This window comes from Sphingobium yanoikuyae (assembly GCF_034424525.1).
GTDB classification, from domain to species: domain Bacteria; phylum Pseudomonadota; class Alphaproteobacteria; order Sphingomonadales; family Sphingomonadaceae; genus Sphingobium; species Sphingobium yanoikuyae.
This window is the reverse complement of sequence record NZ_CP139979.1, coordinates 2961706-2981019: the sequence shown is the minus strand read 5'-3', so window position 1 is coordinate 2981019 and position 19314 is coordinate 2961706. Positions and strand designations below refer to the sequence as shown.

Below are 19314 nucleotides of genomic sequence, written 5' to 3'. Positions count from 1 at the left end.
TCTTTTCGTGATGCAGCATTCCCTTGCTTGGCAAGCACGTATCGGCTCCGCTATGCGGGGTGCATGCTGCTCCAGAAAGATAGCCTCGCCCTGATCGGTAATACCCCGATGGTGCGTCTCGCCGGTCCGTCCGAAGCCACCGGATGCGATATCTACGCCAAGTGCGAATTCGCCAATCCCGGCGCATCGGTGAAGGACCGCGCCGCCCTGTTCATCGTCAATGATGCCGAGGAGAAGGGGCTGCTGAAGCCCGGCGGCACGATCGTCGAGGGGACGGCCGGCAATACCGGCATCGGCCTGGCGCTGGTCGCCAATGCCAAGGGGTACAAGTCGATCATCGTCATGCCCGAGACGCAGAGCCGGGAAAAGATGGACACGCTGCGCGCGCTGGGCGCGGAACTGGTGACGGTGCCGGCGGCGCCCTATTCCAACCCCGGCCATTTCGTCCACACCTCGCGCCGCCTGGCGGAGGAGACGGAAGGCGCGATCTGGGCCAACCAGTTCGACAATATCGCCAATCGCAAGGCGCATATCGTCGGCACGGCCGAGGAAATCTGGACCCAGATGGAAGGCCGGATCGACGGCTTCATCTGTGCGGCGGGCACCGGCGGCACGATCGCCGGCGTCGGCCTTGGCCTCAAGGCGCATGACGAGAATATCGTCATCGGCCTCGCCGATCCGCATGGCGCGGCGCTCTATAATTATTATGCCCGTGGCGAGTTGAAGGCGGAGGGCAATTCGGTCGCCGAAGGCATCGGCCAGGGGCGCATCACCGCCAATCTGGAAGGCGCGCCGATCGACACCCAGTTCCGCATTTCCGACGAGGAAGGGCTGGAGTGGGTCCGCCGCCTGCTGGCCGAGGAGGGGCTGTGCCTGGGTCTGTCGTCGGGCATCAATGTCGCGGGTGCCGTCGCGCTTGCGAAACAGCTTGGGCCGGGCAAGAAAATCGTGACAATCCTGTGCGATACCGGCTTCCGCTATCTGTCGACCCTCTACAACCGGCAGTGGCTCGAATCGAAGGGCTTGACGATATTCCCCTGGCTCGCGCACAATTGACGGGCCGACACGGGTCGCGGCGGCATAAAATAGAGCATGTTCATGGCTGATCATTCCCGCCGACAGGAGGGGTTGCAGCGCGTTCAGATAGGGCTGACCGGCCTGGCAGGTGTTGTCCTGCTGGTCGGGCTGGCGAACATCGTCATCGACAAGGCGCGGGTGGACGATATTGCGTCCGCGCCGCCGGCCGTGCCGACGATCGACGTCAATGCCGCTGTCGCCGCCACCACGCCCAAGGAGCCGCTCGCCGAACTGGGGGTGCAACCCGCACCGGAAATGGCGCCGATCGTCCCTGATCTGCAGCCCGATCCCAAGATCCGCAAGCCGATGGACCAGGAACCCACGCCGCAGACGCCCTGACGGGCGATGATGTCGTTCGTTCGCTGTCTTTCGCGATTGCTCACCCTGTTGCTGCCGGCGACGCTGATGCTGCTCGCCGGTCTGGCGGCTGCCTGGCGCACGGGGCAGGCGGACCCATGGCGTTGGAGCTGGCCGACGCTGCTGTTGCTCGTGCCAACGGGGTGGTGGCTGGCGCGGCGGGACTTTCTGCATGCGCTGTGGGTGGGGCTGGGTGGCGCCGGGATGGCGCTGATCTTCTGCGCCCTGGCCGCTGCGCGCATGCCTGACCCCTGGGCCATCATCGGCTTGCCGCTGCTGGCGCTGGCGGCGGCCGGCGGCGGCGCTTTGCTGTGGCAGCGGCGCTGGCTGCCGGCATGTGTCGCATTGGCCGCAGTGCTGCTGCTGCTCGGCTTCGGTCCGACCCGTCCCATTTCCTCCCAGCCTGATCGTCCGGTGCTTGCCGTCATCACCGCGCTGCCGCTCTTCTGGGAAGAGGGTTGGGCTGGGACAAGGCGGGACGCGCCGATCGTGACGCTGCTGCGCAGCCGGTTCGAGGTGCGGCCGATCGATGATGTGCGGGCACTGGCCGCATCCGACGCGCCCGTGCTGCTGCTGGCGCAGCCCCGACCGATGACGCCGCAGGCGCTGGTCGCGCTTGACCGCTGGGTCCGGGATGGCGGCCGGCTGCTGCTGCTCACCGATCCGCGTCTGCGCTGGCCGTCCGATTTGCCGCTGGGTGACCGGCGCCGGGCGCCGATGGTCGGCACGCTCGGCCCTCTGCTGGCGCATTGGGGCGTGCGGGGCGGGGCGGTGCGCGACCGGGAAATGCGCCATTTCCTGCCCGATGACCGGCTTTTGACGATGGCCGGGATGCAGCCCTTGTCTTTGGAGGGGCAGGTGGCGGCTGTTCCGCTGCGGCTGCGGATCGGGCGCGGGGAGGTGCTGCTTCTGGGGGACGCGGACCTGATCGACGACCGGCTGTGGCTGGCCGACCCGGCGCGTCCGCTCGATCCGCGCGCCTGGAGCGCGGATACGCCGGCGCTGGTGGCGCAATGGCTGGGGGCGGAGATGCCGGATGGTCGCCGCTGGATGCGGAATGTCGCGGATGTCCGGCTGGGGCTGCGATCGGCTCTTCTGGCTGGGACAGGCTGGGCGATAGTGGGTCTGATGCTGCTGCGCCGTCGTTCCGGGCGGAATGGCATGAGAACAAAAAGTGAAAATAAGCTGGTGAAAGGAGGAAAAAACGGTTAATCCCGTTTCTGACCGGCTTTTCCCAACTTCACCCAATATTTCCCTTTGCAGGCCGCCTCATGCTTGGTAGATATTCCAACATTGGGGTTAGTCAGGCTTTGCGAGAGTCTTGCGTCGGGATTCGAAAACGCGATTCCGGCGACGGGAAGCCTGCGCCCTGCTTAAAAGGGGCGAATTTCCAGCGTGTCGGACGTCATTCTCTATTCGGGCAACGCGTTCAGCGTCGCGGACGGCAAGGGCCGTTTCGTGCTGCCCCTGGAGATGCGCCGCCAGGTGAAGCTGGCGAGCGGCGGCGAAAACCGTCTGTGCCTGTCGGTCCATATGGACAATGGCTGCGCCACCGGCTTCGGCCTGTCCCACAAGCTGTTCCTGTTCGAGGAAGTGAATGAGCTGGAGCGCGAGGCGCGCGCCGCCAATCGCCCGTTTAATGGTGATCTGGAGCGCGAGAATCGCCTGGGCACGATCGAGGACGTGAATTTCGACGAGGGTGGCCGCTTCTTCCTGCACCCCGATATCAAGGAAGAGGCCGGTATCACCGACGTCGTGTTCTTCTATGGCGTTGGCCGCTATTTCCAGATCTGGAAGCCCGAGGCGCTGGTCGAAAGCCCGGATCGCCCGGCGCTGATCCGCAACAAGGTGCGCCGCTGGCTGGAACAGCGCGCAGCGGAGGGCGGCAAGTGAGCGCCGCGCCGCATATCCCCGTCCTCCTGACCGAAGTGCTCGATGCGCTCGCCATTACCCCAGGCGAGCGACATGTCGACGGCACCTTCGGCGCGGGCGGCTATTCCAGCGCCATGGTGGCGGCTGGCGCGCAGGTCTTTGCCTTTGATCGCGACCCCGATGCGATCCGGGAAGGGCAGGCGCTGGCCGATGAAAAGGGTATCACCCTGATCCCCGGCGAATTTTCGCGGATGGAGGAACTGCTGGCCGAACGCGGCGTCAGCAGCGTGTCGGGCATCACGCTGGATATCGGCGTGTCGTCGATGCAGCTCGACCGGCCCGAACGCGGCTTTTCCTTCCAGGCGGACGGTCCGCTCGACATGACGATGAGCCAGGGCGGCATGAGCGCGGCCGATTTCCTCAACACCGCCGCGGAAGAGGATATTGCCGACGTCATCTATCGCTATGGTGAGGAGCCGCGTTCGCGCCGGGTCGCCCGCGCGATCGTCGATGCACGGCCGCTGGAGCGGACCGGGCAGCTTGCTGCCGTCGTGCGCCGGGCGCTGGGCTACAAGCCGCATGACAAGAAGGATCCATCGACCCGCACTTTCCAGGCGATCCGCATCCATGTGAATCGCGAACTGGAGGAGTTGGAGCGCGCGCTCGAAGCGGCGGAAGCACTGCTGGAGCCGGGCGGCCGGCTTGCGATCGTGACCTTCCACAGTCTGGAGGATCGCATCGTCAAGCAGTTCCTGCGCAAGCGCAGCGGCAGCGAGGCGGGCGGATCACGCCACCTGCCCGAGAAGAAGGCCGAGGTCGCGCCTGCATTCGAAAAGCCCGCCAAGGCCGTAAAGCCCGGCGAAACTGAACTGGCGCGCAATCCGCGTGCCCGTTCCGCCACCCTGCGCAGCGCCGTGCGGACCGGCGCCCCTGTTGCCAATGCCCATCGGAGTGCCCGGCCATGATCGCGGTCAAGAGATTGCAGAGCCTGATCTGGGTGTTGCTGGTCGCGCTGGGCGCGCTCGGCGCCTATCTCGTCTCCTTGAAGGTCGCGACCGAGCGCAATGACGTGATGCGGGTGCGAATGCAGATCGCGCAGGCGCGCGGCGATATCCGCTATCTGGAAACCGAGTTCAGCGCGCGCGCCAGCATGCGCCAGCTGGAGCGGTGGAACCAGGACGACTTCATGTATGCGACGCCGACCGCCGGCCAGTATCTGGCGGGCGAACAGGCGCTGGCGCATCTGGATGGCGTCCAGCCCAACGGCCCCGACTATGTCGCGCCGCCGGTGATGGTGGCGATGGTCGAGACGCCGGCCGATCTGCCGTCCGCGCCGCAGGCCGCGCCGGCCAGTCCTGCCGCCAGCCAGATCCGCAGCGATATCGCCGTGATCCGCGAGGCGCATGCCGCCGATAATGTCGAGAAGCTGGCCAAGCCCGCCGCGCCGGTGAAGCTGGCCGAACAGCGCGCCAAGGCCGACGCCGACGTGTCGCGGCCCAATCCGGTCGCGCGCCGGGCCGAGCGCATGGCGATGCTGGACGCCAAGCTGCTGGACGACAGCACCATGGGTGACCTCAGCGCCCGTGCGGCGCGCGAGCGAAAGGGAGGCCGCTAATGGCCACAATAATCGTCCAGCCGGGCGGCGCCCGTGCCGGGCGGCAGCGGGTCAACCTGACGGCGATTGCGCATAATCGCCTGATGTTGCTGTTGATCCTGTTCATGATGATCACGGCCGTGCTGATCCTGCGACTGACCTGGGTCGGCATTTTCGCGAGTGGCAACGGCAATGGCGATGGATTGTCGGGCTTCACCCCGGCGCGCGCGGACATTGTCGACCGCAATGGCGTGCCGCTGGCGCGGACCATGGACGCCTATTCGATCGCGGTGCGCCCGTCCAAGCTGATCGGCGATCCCGACGAGCTGGCGCGCAAGCTGCACGAAATCTTCCCGGACGAGTCCGAAGCGGTGTTCGCCAAGAAGCTGAGGGGGCGCGGCTGGGCCTATCTGCGCCGCCGTGCGCTGCCCGAGGAAGTGGCGGCGGTGAACGCGCTGGGCGAGATCGGCATCGAATTTCCGCGCGAGAAGGAGCGCCTCTATCCCCAGCGCACGCTGGCCGCGCATATTCTCGGCTTTGCGCCCAATGCCGAGGGCAAGGGCGGCATGGGCGTGGAGGCCGCGTTCAACGATCGGATGATCGACCCGGCGCAGCGTAGCCGACCCTTTGCCATGTCGATCGACAGCCGGGTGCAGGGCGCGCTGGAAAGCGAGCTGTATGCCCAGCTGGTCCAGACGCGGGCCAAGGGCGCCGGCGGCATCATCCTGGACGTCAATACCGGCGAAGTGATCGCCATGGCATCGATCCCGGTGTTCGATCCCAACAAGCTGCAAAATTATGCCGGCAAGCGCTGCTCCGAATCGCCGCTCTGCAACCATATGGTGCAGGCCCGCTATGAGCTGGGTTCGGCGTTCAAGCCGCTGTCGATCGCGGCGGCCATGGATGCGGGCGTCGTGACCTCGATGAGCAAGCGCTATGACGCGACCGCGCCGCTGGCCGTTGGCGGCTTCCGCATCAAGGATGACCACTCGCTTGGCCGTTGGATCAACGTGCCGGAAATCCTGGTCCACAGCTCGAATATCGGTACCGCCCGGATCGCCGACGAAATGGGCGCCGCGCCGCTGCAGAAGCTGTTCCGCAGCCTGGATTTCGACCAGCGCGCACCGATCGAGTTCAATGAGCGTGCCGGCGGCCTGTGGCCGACCAATTGGGGCCGGATCACCAGCATGACCACGTCCTACGGCCATGGCATCGCCGTGACGCCGCTGCATCTGGCGGCGGCCTATGCGGCGCTGGTCAACGGCGGCATCTGGCGCCCGGCGACGATCCGCAAGCTCAAGGCCGATGAAGTGCCCGAGGGGCGCCGCGTCTTTTCCGCCGCGACCAGCGCGCGCATGCGCCAGCTGTTGCGGATGATCGTGTCGGCGGGTACAGGGCGTAGCGCCGATGCCAAGGGATTCCGGGTGGGCGGCAAGACGGGTTCCGCTGAAAAGCCCCAGGAAGGGCGCTACAACAAGACTTCGCTGGTGACGACTTTCGCTTCCGCCTTCCCGATGGACAATCCCCGCTATGTGGTTCTCGTCACGATGGACGAGGCGACGGGCCAATATGGCCTGCGCACCGCTGCATGGACGGCGGCGCCAGTGGTGAAGCGGGTGGTGGAGCGCACCGGGCCGATGCTTGGCGTAATGCCGGACGAGCGGCGGGACGTGGATATTTCGGATTTGATGCCGCTGTTGCACGGCGACAAGGAGACAGAGTGATGCGCCTCGGGTCGCTAATCGAGGAGCTGGGCGTCGAGGTCGGTGGCAACACCGGCCTCGACACGTCCGTGACGGGTTTTGCCATCGACAATCGCAAGGTTGCGCCGGGCACCATCTTCGGTGCCTTTCAGGGCCTGCGCGTCAATGGCGAGGATTTTATTGCCGACGCGGTGAAGGCGGGAGCGGTCGCGATCGTCGCCCGGCCGGAGGCGAAGGTCGACGGCGCGGTGCATATCGCCGACGCCAATCCCCGCCGCCTGTTCGCGCAACTGGCCGCGCGCTATTTCGCGCCTTTCCCTGATGTGACCGTCGCCGTCACCGGCACCAATGGCAAGACCAGCACGGTCGAACTGGCGCGCCAGCTGTGGCGCATGCTGGGCCACAAGTCGGCCTCGATCGGGACGCTGGGCGTCACCACCTCGGTCGATCAGGTGTCGACCGGCCTTACCACGCCGGACATCGTCACCTTCCTCGCCAACATGTCGGGCCTCAAGCGCGAGGGCATCACCCATGCCGCGTTCGAGGCGTCGAGCCATGGCCTCGACCAGTATCGCACCGAAGGCCTGCCGGTTGCGGCCGGCGCCTTCACCAACCTGTCGCGCGATCATCTCGATTATCATGGCGACATGGACAGCTATTTCGACGCCAAGATGCGCCTGTTCGACGAAGTCGTGGGCGACGGCGGTGCGGCCGTCATCTGGGCCGACGATGAATGGTCGGACAAGGCGATCCAGCGGGCTACGAAGCGGGGGCTTCGTGTGCTGAGCGTCGGGGTGCAGGGGCAGGCATTGCGTCTTGCCAACCGCACCCCGACCCAGTTGGGCCAGACGCTGGAGATCGAAGCCGATGGCAAGCTCTACAAGGTCAATCTGCCGCTGATCGGCGCCTATCAGGCGGCCAATGCGCTGACGGCGGCCGGTCTGGTCATCGCGACCGGCGGCGATACCGCCAAGGTGCTGGAATTGCTGGGCCGGGTCCAGCCGGTGCGCGGCCGTCTGGAACGCGCGGTCATCAGCAAGGCGGGCGCCCCCGTCTATGTCGACTATGCTCATACGCCCGACGGCCTGCGCGCCGCGATCGAGGCACTGCGTCCCCATACCAGGGGCAAGCTGATCGCGCTGTTCGGCGCGGGCGGTGATCGCGATGCGGGCAAGCGCCCGCTGATGGGCAAGATTGCCGCCGATCTGGCAGACCATGTCATCGTGACCGACGATAATCCCCGTTCGGAAGAACCCTCCGCGATCCGCGCCGCCGTGATGGCGGGCGCACCGGGGGCGGAGGAAATTGGCGGTCGCCGCGCGGCGATCGCCGCCGCCATCGGTCAGGCGGGGGGCGACGATATCGTCCTGCTCGCCGGCAAGGGGCATGAGCAGGGCCAGATCATCGGCGACCGGGTGCTACCCTTTGACGATGTCACCGTGGCACGGGAGTGCGCGGGGTGAGCGATCTCTGGACCTCGGCCGAGATCGCAGACGCTACGGGCGGCGCCGTGTCGGCGCCGTTCGCCGTTTCTGGCGTTGCCTTCGACAGTCGCGAGGTGGGCGCGGGCGACCTGTTCGTCGCGATGAAGGGCGAAACGACCGACGGCCACAAATTCGTCGACAAGGCCTTTGCCCAGGGCGCGGCCGGCGCAATCGTCAGCGAACCTGTCGATTATCCCCATGTGCTGGTGGCCGACAGTGCCGCCGCGCTGGAAGCGCTTGGCCGCGCATCGCGCAAGCGCAGCAACGCGAAGATCATCGGCGTGACCGGGTCGGTCGGCAAGACCGGCACCAAGGAAGCGCTGTTCCATGCCCTTGAACGGGCCTGTCCGGGCGGCGTTCATCGGTCGGTCAAAAGCTATAACAACCATGTCGGCGTGCCGCTGAGCCTGGCGCGGATGCCGCGCGATGCGGCCTATGGCGTGTTCGAAATGGGCATGAACCATGCCGGCGAACTGGCTGCGCTGACGCGGCAGGTGCGCCCGAACGTGGCGATCGTCACCGCCATCGCGCCGGCCCATATCGAATTTTTCGGGACCGAGGAAAAGATCGCCGAAGCCAAGGCCGAGATTTTTGAAGGTCTGGAGCCGGGCGGCACCGCTGTCATTCCCTATGACAGCCCGCATGTCGCGACCCTCTATGGCAAGGCGGAGCGCCATGCCGATCATATCCTGACCTTCGGCTTCAGCCCGGAGGCGGATATTTTCGTGCGCGATACCGTGCCGGCACCGGGCGGTGGCACGCTGGTGACCGCTGCGCTGCCGGGGGTGGAACTGTGCTTCACCGTCGGCGCGCCGGGCGACCATTGGGTGTCCAATTCGCTCGCCGTGCTGGCCGCGGTCGAGGCGCTGGGCGGCGATCTGGCCGCGGCGGGCCTTGCGCTCGCGGAAATGCCGGGCCTGCCCGGACGCGGCGCGCGCCGCATCCTGCCAGTGGCGGGTGGCGAAGCGCTGCTGATCGACGAAAGCTATAACGCCAACCCGTTGAGCATGGCGGCGACGCTCAAGCAATTGGGGCGTGAGCAGGCGGACCGCCGCATCGCCGTGCTGGGCGGCATGCGCGAACTGGGCAGCCGCAGTACCGAACTGCACGCCGCACTCTCGCAACCGTTGAGCGAGAATGGCGTCGACTATGCGATATTGGTGGGCGAGGAGATGGCGCCGCTGGCCGACGCCCTTGGTGGCCTCGTCGCCTTCGACCATGTGCCGGACGCCGCGTCGGCCACTGATCTGATCAACAAGGAAATGCGTGCGGGTGACGCGATCCTGGTCAAGGGCTCCAATGGCATCGGGCTGTCCCGCCTGGTCGCCGCCCTTGGCGATGCCGCCCGCGACGGAGATAAAGACTGATGCTCTACTGGCTTGCCCAGACCCTGGATTTTGCGGGGGCCTTCAACCTCATCCGCTACCTGTCCTTCCGGGCGGGCGCGGCGATCGCGACCGCGCTGATCATCGGCCTCGTCATCGGCCCCAAGTTCATCGGCTGGCTGCGCGTGCGCCAGGGCAAGGGGCAGCCGATCCGCAGCGACGGGCCGCAGAGCCATCTGGCCAAGCGCGGCACGCCGACCATGGGCGGCCTGATGATCCTGACCTCCATGGTCATATCGGTGCTGCTGTGGATGGACTTGTCCTCCACCTATGTCTGGGCCTGCCTGTTCGTGACGCTGGGCTTCGGCGCGATCGGCTTCCTCGACGATTATGACAAGGTGACCAAGGCCAGCCACAAGGGGCTGTCGGCCAAGATGCGCCTGGCCTTCGAGTTCCTGATCGCCGGTTTCGCCGCCTGGATGATCGTCAACCAGCATGGCAACACCGCACTCTACGTGCCCTTCTACAATGGGCCTGCGATCGAGCTTGGGCCTTTCTATTTCCTGTTCGCCGCCTTCGTCATCGTCGCGTTCGGCAATGCGGTGAACCTGACCGACGGGCTCGACGGCCTGGCCACCATGCCGGTCATCATCGCCTGCATGGCGTTCATGGCGATCGTCTATCTGGTCGGCCGCGCGGACTTCGCCACCTATCTGGGCATCCCGCATGTGCCGGGCGCGGGCAACCTGACCATATTATGCGGCGCGATCATCGGCGCGGGCCTTGCCTTCCTCTGGTTCAACGCACCGCCTGCCGCCGTCTTCATGGGCGACACGGGTTCGCTCGCGCTGGGTGGCACGATCGGCGTGATCGCCGTCACCGCCCATCATGAAATCGTTCTGGGCGTCGTCGGCGGCCTGTTCGTGGTCGAGGCGCTGTCGGTCATCATCCAGGTCTTCTTCTACAAGCGGACCGGCAAGCGCGTGTTCAAGATGGCGCCGATCCACCATCATTTCGAACAGCTTGGCTGGGCCGAACCGACCGTGGTGATCCGCTTCTGGATCATCTCCTTCGTGCTGGCGCTCGCCGGCCTTGCCACGCTGAAGCTGAGGTAAGCGGATGATCGTTTCGCAGGCCTTCAAGGGGAAGACCTACGCCGTATTGGGGCTGGCCCGTTCGGGGCTGGCCACGGTCGACACGCTCGTCGCCAGCGGCGCGCGCGTCGTCGCCTGGGACAGTCGCGAGGAAGCGCGGGCGGCCGTCGCCGACAAGGCGGAACTGGGCGATCCGATGGAGATCGACCTTGCCGGCTTCGACGGCATCGTCGTGTCGCCGGGCGTGCCGCTCAACAAGCATCCGATCGCGATGCGGGCAAAGATCGCCGGCGTGCCGATCATCGGCGACATCGAACTGTTCGCGCTCGCCCGGCCGACGCTGCCTCCGCACAAGGTCGTCGGCATCACCGGTACCAACGGTAAGTCGACCACCACGGCGCTGATCCATCACATCATCGAGCAAGCTGGCTTCCCGGCACGGATGGGCGGCAATATCGGCTTGCCGATCCTGGGCCAGGAACCGCTGGAGCCGAACCTGCACGGCATGGGCGTCTATGTGCTGGAATTGTCGAGCTATCAGATCGACCTGACCCATAGCCTCGACTGCGATGTTGCCGTGCTGCTCAACATCACGCCCGACCATCTCGATCGCTACAATGGCTTTGCCGGCTATGTCGCGTCGAAGGCGCGGCTGTTCGCGATGCAGTCGGCCGACCATGTCGCGGTCATCGCGACCGAGGATGAGCCGAGCCGCGGCATTGCCGCATCGGCCCCGGCGCAGTTGCGCGAAGTGAAGGCCGCCGATATCGATCCGGACGCTCAGCTTGGGTGGCCGTCGCTGCAGGGGCCGCACAATGCCCAGAATGCCGCCGTCGCGATCGCGGTCGGCCGGGCATTGGGCATCGACGACGCAACCATCATGGCCGCGCTCGCCAGCTATGCCAGCCTGCCGCACCGGATGCAGGCGGTGGGCACGCATAATGGCGTGCTCTATGTCAATGACAGCAAGGCGACCAATGCCGCCTCGACCGCGCCGGCGCTGGGCGCCTGGCCGGCCAGGGATGGCAAGCCGCGCATCCACTGGATTTTGGGCGGCGTCGCCAAGTCCGACAATCTGGACGAATGCGCGCCTTATTATGGCAATATCGCCCATGCCTACACCATCGGTGAGGCGGGCCACATGTTTGCCGACCTGTTGCGGCCGCACATGGCGGTCGATGACAGCGAGATGCTGAGCGCCGCCGTCCGTCGCGCCGCGCGGATCGCCCAGCCGGGCGATGTCGTGCTGCTGTCGCCGGCCTGCGCCAGTTTCGACCAGTTCCGGGATTTCGAGGCGCGCGGCGATGCCTTTGCCGCGGCCGTGAACGCGCTGGAATAGAACGCACTGGAATAGGCAGGGCGATCGGGGGCAACGGGATGGATAGCGAGGGACGTAAGGGCATGTTCAGGGCGGGCGAACTGGTGAAGGGCTTCAAGACCCGCACCGTGCCGCGCGAGCGTACCGCGCTGGCTATCTGGTTCTGGGAAATCGACCGGGTGCTGCTGTCGCTGATCGTCGCGTTGATGGCGATCGGGCTGGTCGCCGTGGCCGCTGCATCGCCGGTGGCCGCGATCGACCGCTCGACCGCGCAGGTGGCGGTCAATCCGCTGATCTATTTCTATCGCCAGCTGATGTGGGTGTTCATCGGCCTGCCGATCATGCTGGTCATCTCCATGCTGCCGCGGCCGCAGGCGCGCCGGCTGGCGATCTTCCTGGCCGTCTTCTTCTTCCTGATGCTGCTGTTCGTGCCGCTGCTGGGTTCTACCGTGAACGGCGCCAAGCGCTGGATCGACCTGCCGGGCTTCCGCTTCCAGCCCTCGGAATTTCTGAAGCCCGTCTATGTCGTGACGCTGGCCTGGCTGCTGTCGCTGCGCGCCAAGGACCAGAGCCTGCCGGTGATGCCGCTCACCGGCGCGATGACGCTGCTGATCGCCGCGATCCTGATGAAGCAGCCGGACTTTGGCCAGACGGTCATCTTCCTGGCCTGCTGGGGCGTGCTGCTGATGCTATCGGGCCTCGAAATGCGCTGGATCGCCATGCTGGGCGGGCTGGCGCTGGCGGGGCTGGTCGCGGTCTACATGTTCTATGAAAATGGCCGGCAGCGCATCAACGACTTCCTGGGCATTGGTGTTCAGATGGATACCGGCCCGGACCAGACGGACCTGGCCTTCCGCACCATCACCCATGGCGGCTTCACCGGCGTCGGGCCGGGCGGCGGCCAGAACAAGTTCCGCCTGCCCGAAGCCCATACCGACTATATCTTCTCGGTGATCGGGGAGGAGTTCGGCCTGCTCGCCTGCATCGCCATCGCCTGCGTCTATCTGGCGATCGTCGTGCGCGTGCTGCTGCGCCTGCTGGACGAAGAGGATAATTTCACCATCCTCGCCGCCGCCGGCCTCACCACCCAGTTCGGGCTGCAGGCGATCATCAATATGGGCGTCAATGCGCAGATTTTTCCGTCAAAGGGCATGACGCTGCCCTTTATCAGCTACGGTGGCTCCTCTATGCTCGCGCTTTGTATCGGCGTCGGCCTGCTGCTCGCATTCACGCGGCGCAACCCCTTCATGGGTCGGCACACGGTCGTCAAATGGAGTGGTCGATGAGCATTTCCCGTCACTTCGTCCTCGCCGCCGGCGGGACGGGTGGTCATATGATTCCCGCGCATGCGGTGGCAGAGGAACTGATGGCGCGCGGCCATCATGTCGCCCTCGTCACCGATGAGCGCGGCGCCAAGATCCCCGGCATCTTCGATAAGGCGCAGGTCCATGTCATGCCGGCGGGCCGCATGACCAAGAATCCGGCGAGCTGGCCCGGCGCCCTGAAGGCGATCCTGGCCGGCCGTGCGATGGCTCGCCGTCTCAACGACACGTTCAAGCCGACCGCCGTGGTCGGCTTTGGCGGTTATCCCGCCATGCCCGCGCTGCTGGGCGCGCTGGCCGACGGCATCCCGACCGCGATCCATGAGCAGAATGCGGTGCTGGGCCGGGTCAACCGCCTGCTCGCCGGCCGGGTCGACGCGATCGCCACCGCCTATCCGGTGGTCGAGCGCCTGAAGGACAAATATGCCGGCAAGGTGCATCTGGTCGGCAATCCGGTGCGCGAGGAAGTGAAGGCGCTGCGCGATGAGGAATTTCCCGCGCTGACTGACGAGAGCGTGTTCCGCGTGCTGGTGATCGGCGGCAGCCAGGGGGCAAGCATCCTGTCGAGCGTCGTGCCCGAAGGGCTGTCGATGCTGCCGATCGCGCTGCGCCGCCGCCTTCAGGTGACGCAGCAGTGCCGTGCCGAGGATATCGAGCGCGTCCGCGCCACCTATGCCGAGATGGAAATCCCGGCCGATCTCGCCACCTATTTCAACGACGTGCCCGAAAAGCTCGGCTGGTCGCATCTGATGATCGCGCGGGCAGGGGCATCGACCCTGGCCGAGCTGACCTGTGCCGGCCGCCCCGCCATATTGGTGCCGCTGCCCAGTGCCATGGACGATCATCAGACCGCCAATGCGCGCGAGATGACCGAGGCTGGCGGCGCTCGCACCATCCCCCAGTCGCGCTTCACCGCGGTGGAACTGGCCAAGCAGATGCAGAAGATGGCGCTGGAACCCGGCGCCCTGCAAAATGCCGCCAAGCGCGCCCGTGCCTGTGGCCGCCCGGATGCGGCGCGCGACATGGCAGACCTGCTCGAAAGCATCGGCCCCGCGCCGATCATGAATGACCCGCTTCGCGTCGGCCCCACGCCGACCACGCTCAATTTGCAGGGGGTGCCGGCCTGATGGCATCCCTCTTTCGTCATGCCAGCGAAGGCTGGCATCTCACTTTTTCTGTCTCCGTCGCTCTTGAAGAAAAGAGAGATCCCAGCCTTCGCTGGGATGACGGTGTTGTTTCGGAGTTAAACGCATGAAGGGTGTCGGCACCGACATCGGCACGATCCATTTCATCGGCATTGGCGGCATCGGCATGTCCGGTATCGCCGAAGTCATGCATAATCTGGGTTACAAGGTTCAAGGATCCGACGTCGCCGAAGGCTATGTCGTCGAAGGGCTGCGCGCCAAGGGCATCAAGGTGATGATCGGCCACAAGGCCGAAAATCTGGGCGATGCCGCCGTGGTCGTCACCTCGACCGCGATCAAGCGGGGCAATCCGGAAGTCGAACTGGCGCTGGAAAATCGCGTGCCGGTGATCCGCCGCGCGGAAATGCTGGCTGAACTGATGCGCCTCAAATCCACGGTCGCCATCGCCGGCACCCATGGCAAGACCACGACCACATCGATGGTCGCGGCGCTGCTGGATGCGGGCGGGGTCGATCCGACCGTCATCAACGGCGGCATCATCAACAGCTATGGCTCCAACGCGCGCCTGGGCAACAGCGACTGGATGGTCGTGGAAGCCGATGAGAGCGACGGCAGCTTCCTGCGCCTCGATGGCACGATCGCGGTCGTGACCAATATCGATCCCGAGCATCTCGACCATTATGGTTCGTTCGACGCGGTGAAGGACGCCTTTGTCGAGTTTGTCGAAAATGTGCCTTTCTATGGCGCGGCGATGCTTTGCCTCGACCATCCCGAGGTTCAGGCCATCCTGCCGCGCGTGCAGGACCGCCGTATCGTCACCTATGGCTTCTCCGCCCAGGCGGATATTCGCGGCGAGAATGTCCAGCCGGTGCCCGGCGGCAATCGCTTCGACGTCCAGATTCGCGAGCGCGACGGCGCGACCCGCCGCATCGAGGGGATCGAACTGCCCATGCCCGGCCGCCACAATGTGCTGAACGCCATGGCGGCGATCGGCGTGGCGCTGCAGATGGGCATTGATGACGCGACCATCCAGACCGGCTTTGCCAAGTTCGGCGGCGTGAAGCGTCGCTTCACCAAGGTCGGCGAAATCCCCGCTGGCGCGGGTATTGCCACTGTCATCGACGATTATGGCCACCATCCGGTCGAGATCAAGGCGGTGCTCGCCGCTGCGCGTGAGGGCGCGAAGGGCCGGGTGATCGCCGTGGTCCAGCCGCATCGCTTCACCCGCCTGCGCGACCTGATGGATGATTTCCAGCAGGCCTTCAACGATGCCGACATCGTCTATGCCGCCCCGGTCTATACCGCTGGCGAGCAGCCGATCGAGGATGTCGACAGCGCGGCGCTGGTCGCCGGGCTCAAGCGCCGTGGCCATCGCAACGCCGCCACCGTCGCCGATGCGGACGATCTCGCCCGCGTCATCGCCGCCGATGTCCAGGCTGACGACATGATCATCTGCCTGGGCGCCGGCGACATCACCAAATGGGCGGCGGGCCTGTCCGCTGCGGTCACCGCCAAGGTCAAGGAAACCGCCTGATGTTCGAGCTCTTCAATGTCGGCCTCGAAATGCAGAAGCGCATGATCGACATGCAGATGCAGGGCGTGGAAGTCGCGCGCGACATGGTCGAGGCGGCGCAGAAGCAGGTGCAGACCGGCATGGCCGCGCATCAGGCCGGCGAGGCGGGCATGAAGGCGATGAAGAGCTGGATGAATCTCTGGGGCGTGCGCGGTTGACGGTGATGGCTACTCTTCCGGCCGTTCGCGGCGCGCTCAAGGCCGATGCGCCGCTGGCACCGCTCGTCTGGTTCAAGGCGGGCGGGGCGGCGCAATGGCTGTTCGAGCCCAAGGACGCCGACGATCTGTCCGATTTCCTCGCCATGCTCGATCCGGCGATGCCGGTGATGGCGCTCGGCCTCGGCTCCAACCTGATCGTTCGCGATGGCGGCGTGCCGGGCGTGGTCGTGCGCCTGGGCAAGCCCTTCGCCAGGGTGGAGGCGCTGGATGCCACGACGCTGGTCTGCGGCGGTGGTGCGTCGGGCATCCTCGTCTCCTCGACCGCGCGGGACGCGGGGATTGCGGGTCTCGAATTTCTCCGCTCCATCCCCGGCACGGTCGGCGGCTTCGTGCGGATGAACGGCGGCGCCTATGGCCGCGAGACCGCGGACATATTGGTCGAATGCGAGGTGGTGCTGCGCTCGGGCGAGCAGGTGACCTTGCTCGCCAGTGACCTCCATTACAGCTATCGCCATTCCAACATGGTCGACGGCGCGGTTGTCGTGTCGGCCACCTTCCGGGGCGAACCCGGCGATCCGGCCGCGATCCAGGCGGAAATGGACCGCATCGCCACCGCGCGCGAGGAAAGCCAGCCGCTGCGCAGCAAGACCGGCGGATCGACCTTCAAGAATCCGGACGGGCACAAGGCCTGGGCACTGGTCGATGAAGCGGGCTGTCGCGGCCTCGCGCTGGGCGGCGCGCAGGTGAGCGAGAAGCACACCAACTTCCTGCTCAACACCGGCGATGCTACCAGCGCCGACATCGAAGCGCTGGGCGAGGAAGTCCGCCGCCGCGTCAAGGAAAAGAGCGGCGTCGAACTGGAATGGGAAATCCAGCGTGTGGGGTTGGCGAAGTGAGCGATCGGCCTCTGAACGACTACGAGACCCGCATCCTTGCGAATGTTCGCGATCATGGATGCCATGTGGTGTCGGTTTTTGATTCCGAGGATGATGCGAAGTCGTTCGTCTATTCCGTTGGGTTTTGGGAAAGCGTTGGCCAGCCCGAGGTAATCATTCTCGGTTTGCCGGCGCAAATGGGGGCATTTGCTGTCAACGAAACCTATCGGCAGTGCAAAGCAGGCTTGCAGCTGGCCGATGGCCAACTGATTGAAGGTTTGCTTGACGGTTATGATGTGACCTGCATGGCTCGCGCGGTGGATCGCCAGCATTTGATCCCCGATTATCTGAATTCCGCGCTCTGGTATCACAATTTCCGCACCGGGCAGCCGCTTGATGCCGTCTATCAACTGGTTTGGACCTATGAAGGGCGATGGCCCTGGGATGAGGCGGCACCCGTCGAACTCCTTGAAGATCAGCCTTTACTCTATTCGGGGAAATTTCATTGACTCTTAAACCGCTTCATGTCGCCGTATTGATGGGCGGCTGGTCGGCGGAGCGGCCGGTGTCGCTGTCGAGCGGCGAGGGCGTGGCCAAGGCGCTGGAATCGCGCGGGCATCGGGTCACGCGGATCGACATGGATCGCGACGTCGCCGCGCGCCTGGCCGAAACCAAGGCGGACGTGGTGTTCAACGCGCTGCATGGCGTGCCGGGCGAGGATGGCACGGTGCAGGGCATGATGGACCTGATGGGCCTCACCTACACCCATAGCGGTCTTGCCACCTCGGTCATCGCGATCGACAAGCAACTGACCAAGCAGGCGCTGCTGCCGCACGGCATCCCCATGCCCGGCGGACATATCGTGGCGAGCGAGAGCCTCTATGCCGGCGATCCGCTGCCGCGCCCCTATGTTCTGAAGCCCGTCAATGAGGGCAGCTCGGTCGGCGTGGCGATCGTCACGGCCGAGGGCAATTATGGCAATCCCATCGCCCGTGACAGCGTCGGCCCCTGGCAGGAATTTCCCGAGCTTTTGGCCGAACCCTATATTCGCGGGCGCGAGCTGACCACCGCCGTGCTGGGCGATGAGGCGCTGCTCGTCACCGAGCTGCGCCCCAAGAGCGGCTTCTATGATTTCGACGCCAAATATACCGACGGCATGACCGAACATGTCTGCCCGGCAGAGATACCGGACGACATTACCGAAGCATGCAAGGCGATCGCGCTCAAGGCGCACCAGCTGCTCGGCTGCAAGGGCGCGTCGCGCTCCGACTTCCGCTGGGACGACAGCCAGGGCGTCGAGGGGCTTTACCTGCTGGAGGTCAATACCCAGCCAGGCATGACTCCCTTGAGCCTGGTGCCGGAACAGGCGAAAAAGCTGGGTATCGAATATGCCGAGCTGGTCGAGCGGATCTGCGAGGAAGCATTGACGAGGGGGCCGAACATGGGGGCTGGCAATGGCTGAGGCACGGATCCGGCGCGGCGGCACGGCGCGGCTGAGCACGGCGCGGGGCAAGGTGCGCGCCAAGGCCGGATCGGGCCGTGGCCGCCAGCTCAAGCGCCAGTCCTCGTTCGATCGGCTGCTCGAACTGCTGCCGATCAGCGAGGATACGCTCCAGAAGCTGGCGACCTGGGCCATCTTCGCGATCTTCGGTGGCATAGCGATCGCCATCGCCATCTATGCGGGGCTGCCCGACATGGCGCGCCAGCAGGCGGCAAGCCTGGCCGCGCGCGCCGGTTTCGAGGTGGAGAAGGTCGAGGTGCGCGGTGTCGAGCGCATGGACGAGATGCCGGTCTATAATATCGCGCTCGGCCAGGTCGATCGCTCGATGCTCTCGCTCGACCTGCCCAAGGTGCGGCAGGAAATGCTGAAGCTCGGCTGGGTCAAGGATGCGCGCATTTCCCGCCGCCTGCCCGACACGCTGGTCGTCGATATCGTTGAGCGTGATCCGGTCGCGGTGTGGCAGCATGACGGGCAACTGCATCTGATCGATGTGGCGGGCGTGGTGCTGCAATCGGTGTCGGCCGGGGCGATGCCCGACCTGCCGCTGGTGGTCGGCCCCAACGCCAATCTCCAGACCGCCGGCCTCAACAAGCTGATGGAAAGCGCGCCTGCGCTCAAGCCGATGCTGGCTGGCGCGACCTGGGTCGGGAACCGTCGCTGGGATCTGCGCTTTCAGTCGGGGGAGACGCTGTCGCTGCCTGAGGGCGAACAGACATCGGCGGCAGCGCTGGTGAATTTCGCGCGCATGGATGGCGTCAACCGGCTGCTCGGCCGGGGCATCGTCAAGTTCGACATGCGTGATCCCGATCGTTTCGTGCTGCGTCTGCCGCAGGGCCAGACCAGCGATAAGCCGGCAGCGGCGGACGCCAAGGCGGAAAAGACCGCAAGTGCGCCTGCTGCGGGCGAGGAAGGCTAA

General features: G+C 65.7%; 19 protein-coding genes. All 19 read left to right on the top strand.

Annotated features, from left to right (window positions below):
* Positions 1–63 precede the first annotated feature (63 nt).
* The 19 genes from U0025_RS13740 (at position 64) to U0025_RS13650 (ending at position 19314) form a co-directional block, all read left to right on the top strand.
* Positions 64–1056, top strand: a complete 993-nt coding sequence (locus tag U0025_RS13740; RefSeq protein WP_004207971.1) for a cysteine synthase A — start codon at positions 64–66, stop codon at positions 1054–1056.
* Between the two features lie 42 nt (positions 1057–1098).
* Positions 1099–1416, top strand: a complete 318-nt coding sequence (locus tag U0025_RS13735) for a hypothetical protein (RefSeq protein WP_004207970.1) — start codon at positions 1099–1101, stop codon at positions 1414–1416.
* 6 nt (positions 1417–1422) lie between these two features.
* The gene (locus U0025_RS13730; protein ID WP_004207969.1) at positions 1423–2646 is read left to right on the top strand and encodes a Gldg family protein; all 1224 of its coding nucleotides are present in this window, start codon (positions 1423–1425) and stop codon (positions 2644–2646) included.
* A 183-nt stretch (positions 2647–2829) separates the two neighbouring features.
* Entirely contained in the window at positions 2830–3327 is a 498-nt protein-coding gene (locus U0025_RS13725; protein ID WP_004207968.1) for a division/cell wall cluster transcriptional repressor MraZ, read from the top strand.
* A complete protein-coding gene (gene rsmH, locus U0025_RS13720) occupies positions 3324–4271 on the top strand; it encodes a 16S rRNA (cytosine(1402)-N(4))-methyltransferase RsmH (RefSeq protein ID WP_004207967.1) in 948 nt (315 codons plus the stop codon). The genes U0025_RS13725 and rsmH overlap by 4 nt, the downstream gene beginning before the upstream one ends.
* Positions 4268–4921: a hypothetical protein gene (locus tag U0025_RS13715; protein ID WP_004207966.1), complete on the top strand. Its 654-nt coding sequence runs from the start codon at positions 4268–4270 to the stop codon at positions 4919–4921. The genes rsmH and U0025_RS13715 overlap by 4 nt, the downstream gene beginning before the upstream one ends.
* Positions 4921–6624 carry a peptidoglycan D,D-transpeptidase FtsI family protein gene (locus U0025_RS13710; RefSeq protein WP_004207965.1) on the top strand — a complete coding sequence of 568 codons (1704 nt, stop codon included), beginning with the start codon at positions 4921–4923 and terminating at the stop codon, positions 6622–6624. Before U0025_RS13715 ends, U0025_RS13710 begins: the two co-directional genes overlap by 1 nt.
* Positions 6624–8066, top strand: a complete 1443-nt coding sequence (locus U0025_RS13705) for a UDP-N-acetylmuramoyl-L-alanyl-D-glutamate--2,6-diaminopimelate ligase (RefSeq protein WP_004207964.1) — start codon at positions 6624–6626, stop codon at positions 8064–8066. Before U0025_RS13710 ends, U0025_RS13705 begins: the two co-directional genes overlap by 1 nt.
* A complete protein-coding gene (locus tag U0025_RS13700) occupies positions 8063–9454 on the top strand; it encodes a UDP-N-acetylmuramoyl-tripeptide--D-alanyl-D-alanine ligase (RefSeq protein WP_004207963.1) in 1392 nt (463 codons plus the stop codon). Before U0025_RS13705 ends, U0025_RS13700 begins: the two co-directional genes overlap by 4 nt.
* Positions 9454–10527, top strand: coding sequence for a phospho-N-acetylmuramoyl-pentapeptide-transferase (gene mraY / locus U0025_RS13695; RefSeq protein WP_004207962.1), 1074 nt, complete (start codon positions 9454–9456; stop codon positions 10525–10527). The genes U0025_RS13700 and mraY overlap by 1 nt, the downstream gene beginning before the upstream one ends.
* Positions 10528–10531: 4 nt before the next feature.
* Positions 10532–11845 carry a UDP-N-acetylmuramoyl-L-alanine--D-glutamate ligase gene (gene murD / locus U0025_RS13690; protein WP_004207961.1) on the top strand — a complete coding sequence of 438 codons (1314 nt, stop codon included), beginning with the start codon at positions 10532–10534 and terminating at the stop codon, positions 11843–11845.
* Between the two features lie 62 nt (positions 11846–11907).
* Positions 11908–13110, top strand: coding sequence for an FtsW/RodA/SpoVE family cell cycle protein (locus tag U0025_RS13685; protein ID WP_010336276.1), 1203 nt, complete (start codon positions 11908–11910; stop codon positions 13108–13110).
* Positions 13107–14273, top strand: a complete 1167-nt coding sequence (murG, locus tag U0025_RS13680; RefSeq protein WP_004207959.1) for an undecaprenyldiphospho-muramoylpentapeptide beta-N-acetylglucosaminyltransferase — start codon at positions 13107–13109, stop codon at positions 14271–14273. Before U0025_RS13685 ends, murG begins: the two co-directional genes overlap by 4 nt.
* A 124-nt stretch (positions 14274–14397) precedes the next feature.
* Positions 14398–15825: a UDP-N-acetylmuramate--L-alanine ligase gene (gene murC, locus U0025_RS13675; RefSeq protein ID WP_004207958.1), complete on the top strand. Its 1428-nt coding sequence runs from the start codon at positions 14398–14400 to the stop codon at positions 15823–15825.
* On the top strand, positions 15825–16022 hold the full coding sequence (locus U0025_RS13670) for a hypothetical protein (protein ID WP_004207957.1): 198 nt from the start codon (positions 15825–15827) through the stop codon (positions 16020–16022). The genes murC and U0025_RS13670 overlap by 1 nt, the downstream gene beginning before the upstream one ends.
* A 5-nt stretch (positions 16023–16027) precedes the next feature.
* Positions 16028–16918 carry a UDP-N-acetylmuramate dehydrogenase gene (murB, locus tag U0025_RS13665; RefSeq protein WP_004207956.1) on the top strand — a complete coding sequence of 297 codons (891 nt, stop codon included), beginning with the start codon at positions 16028–16030 and terminating at the stop codon, positions 16916–16918.
* A complete protein-coding gene (locus U0025_RS13660; protein WP_004207955.1) occupies positions 16915–17406 on the top strand; it encodes a DUF4262 domain-containing protein in 492 nt (163 codons plus the stop codon). Before murB ends, U0025_RS13660 begins: the two co-directional genes overlap by 4 nt.
* Positions 17403–18359: a D-alanine--D-alanine ligase gene (locus U0025_RS13655; RefSeq protein ID WP_004207954.1), complete on the top strand. Its 957-nt coding sequence runs from the start codon at positions 17403–17405 to the stop codon at positions 18357–18359. The genes U0025_RS13660 and U0025_RS13655 overlap by 4 nt, the downstream gene beginning before the upstream one ends.
* Positions 18352–19314 (top strand): cell division protein FtsQ/DivIB, encoded by a 963-nt coding sequence (locus U0025_RS13650; RefSeq protein ID WP_004207953.1) that lies wholly within the window; start codon positions 18352–18354, stop codon positions 19312–19314. Before U0025_RS13655 ends, U0025_RS13650 begins: the two co-directional genes overlap by 8 nt.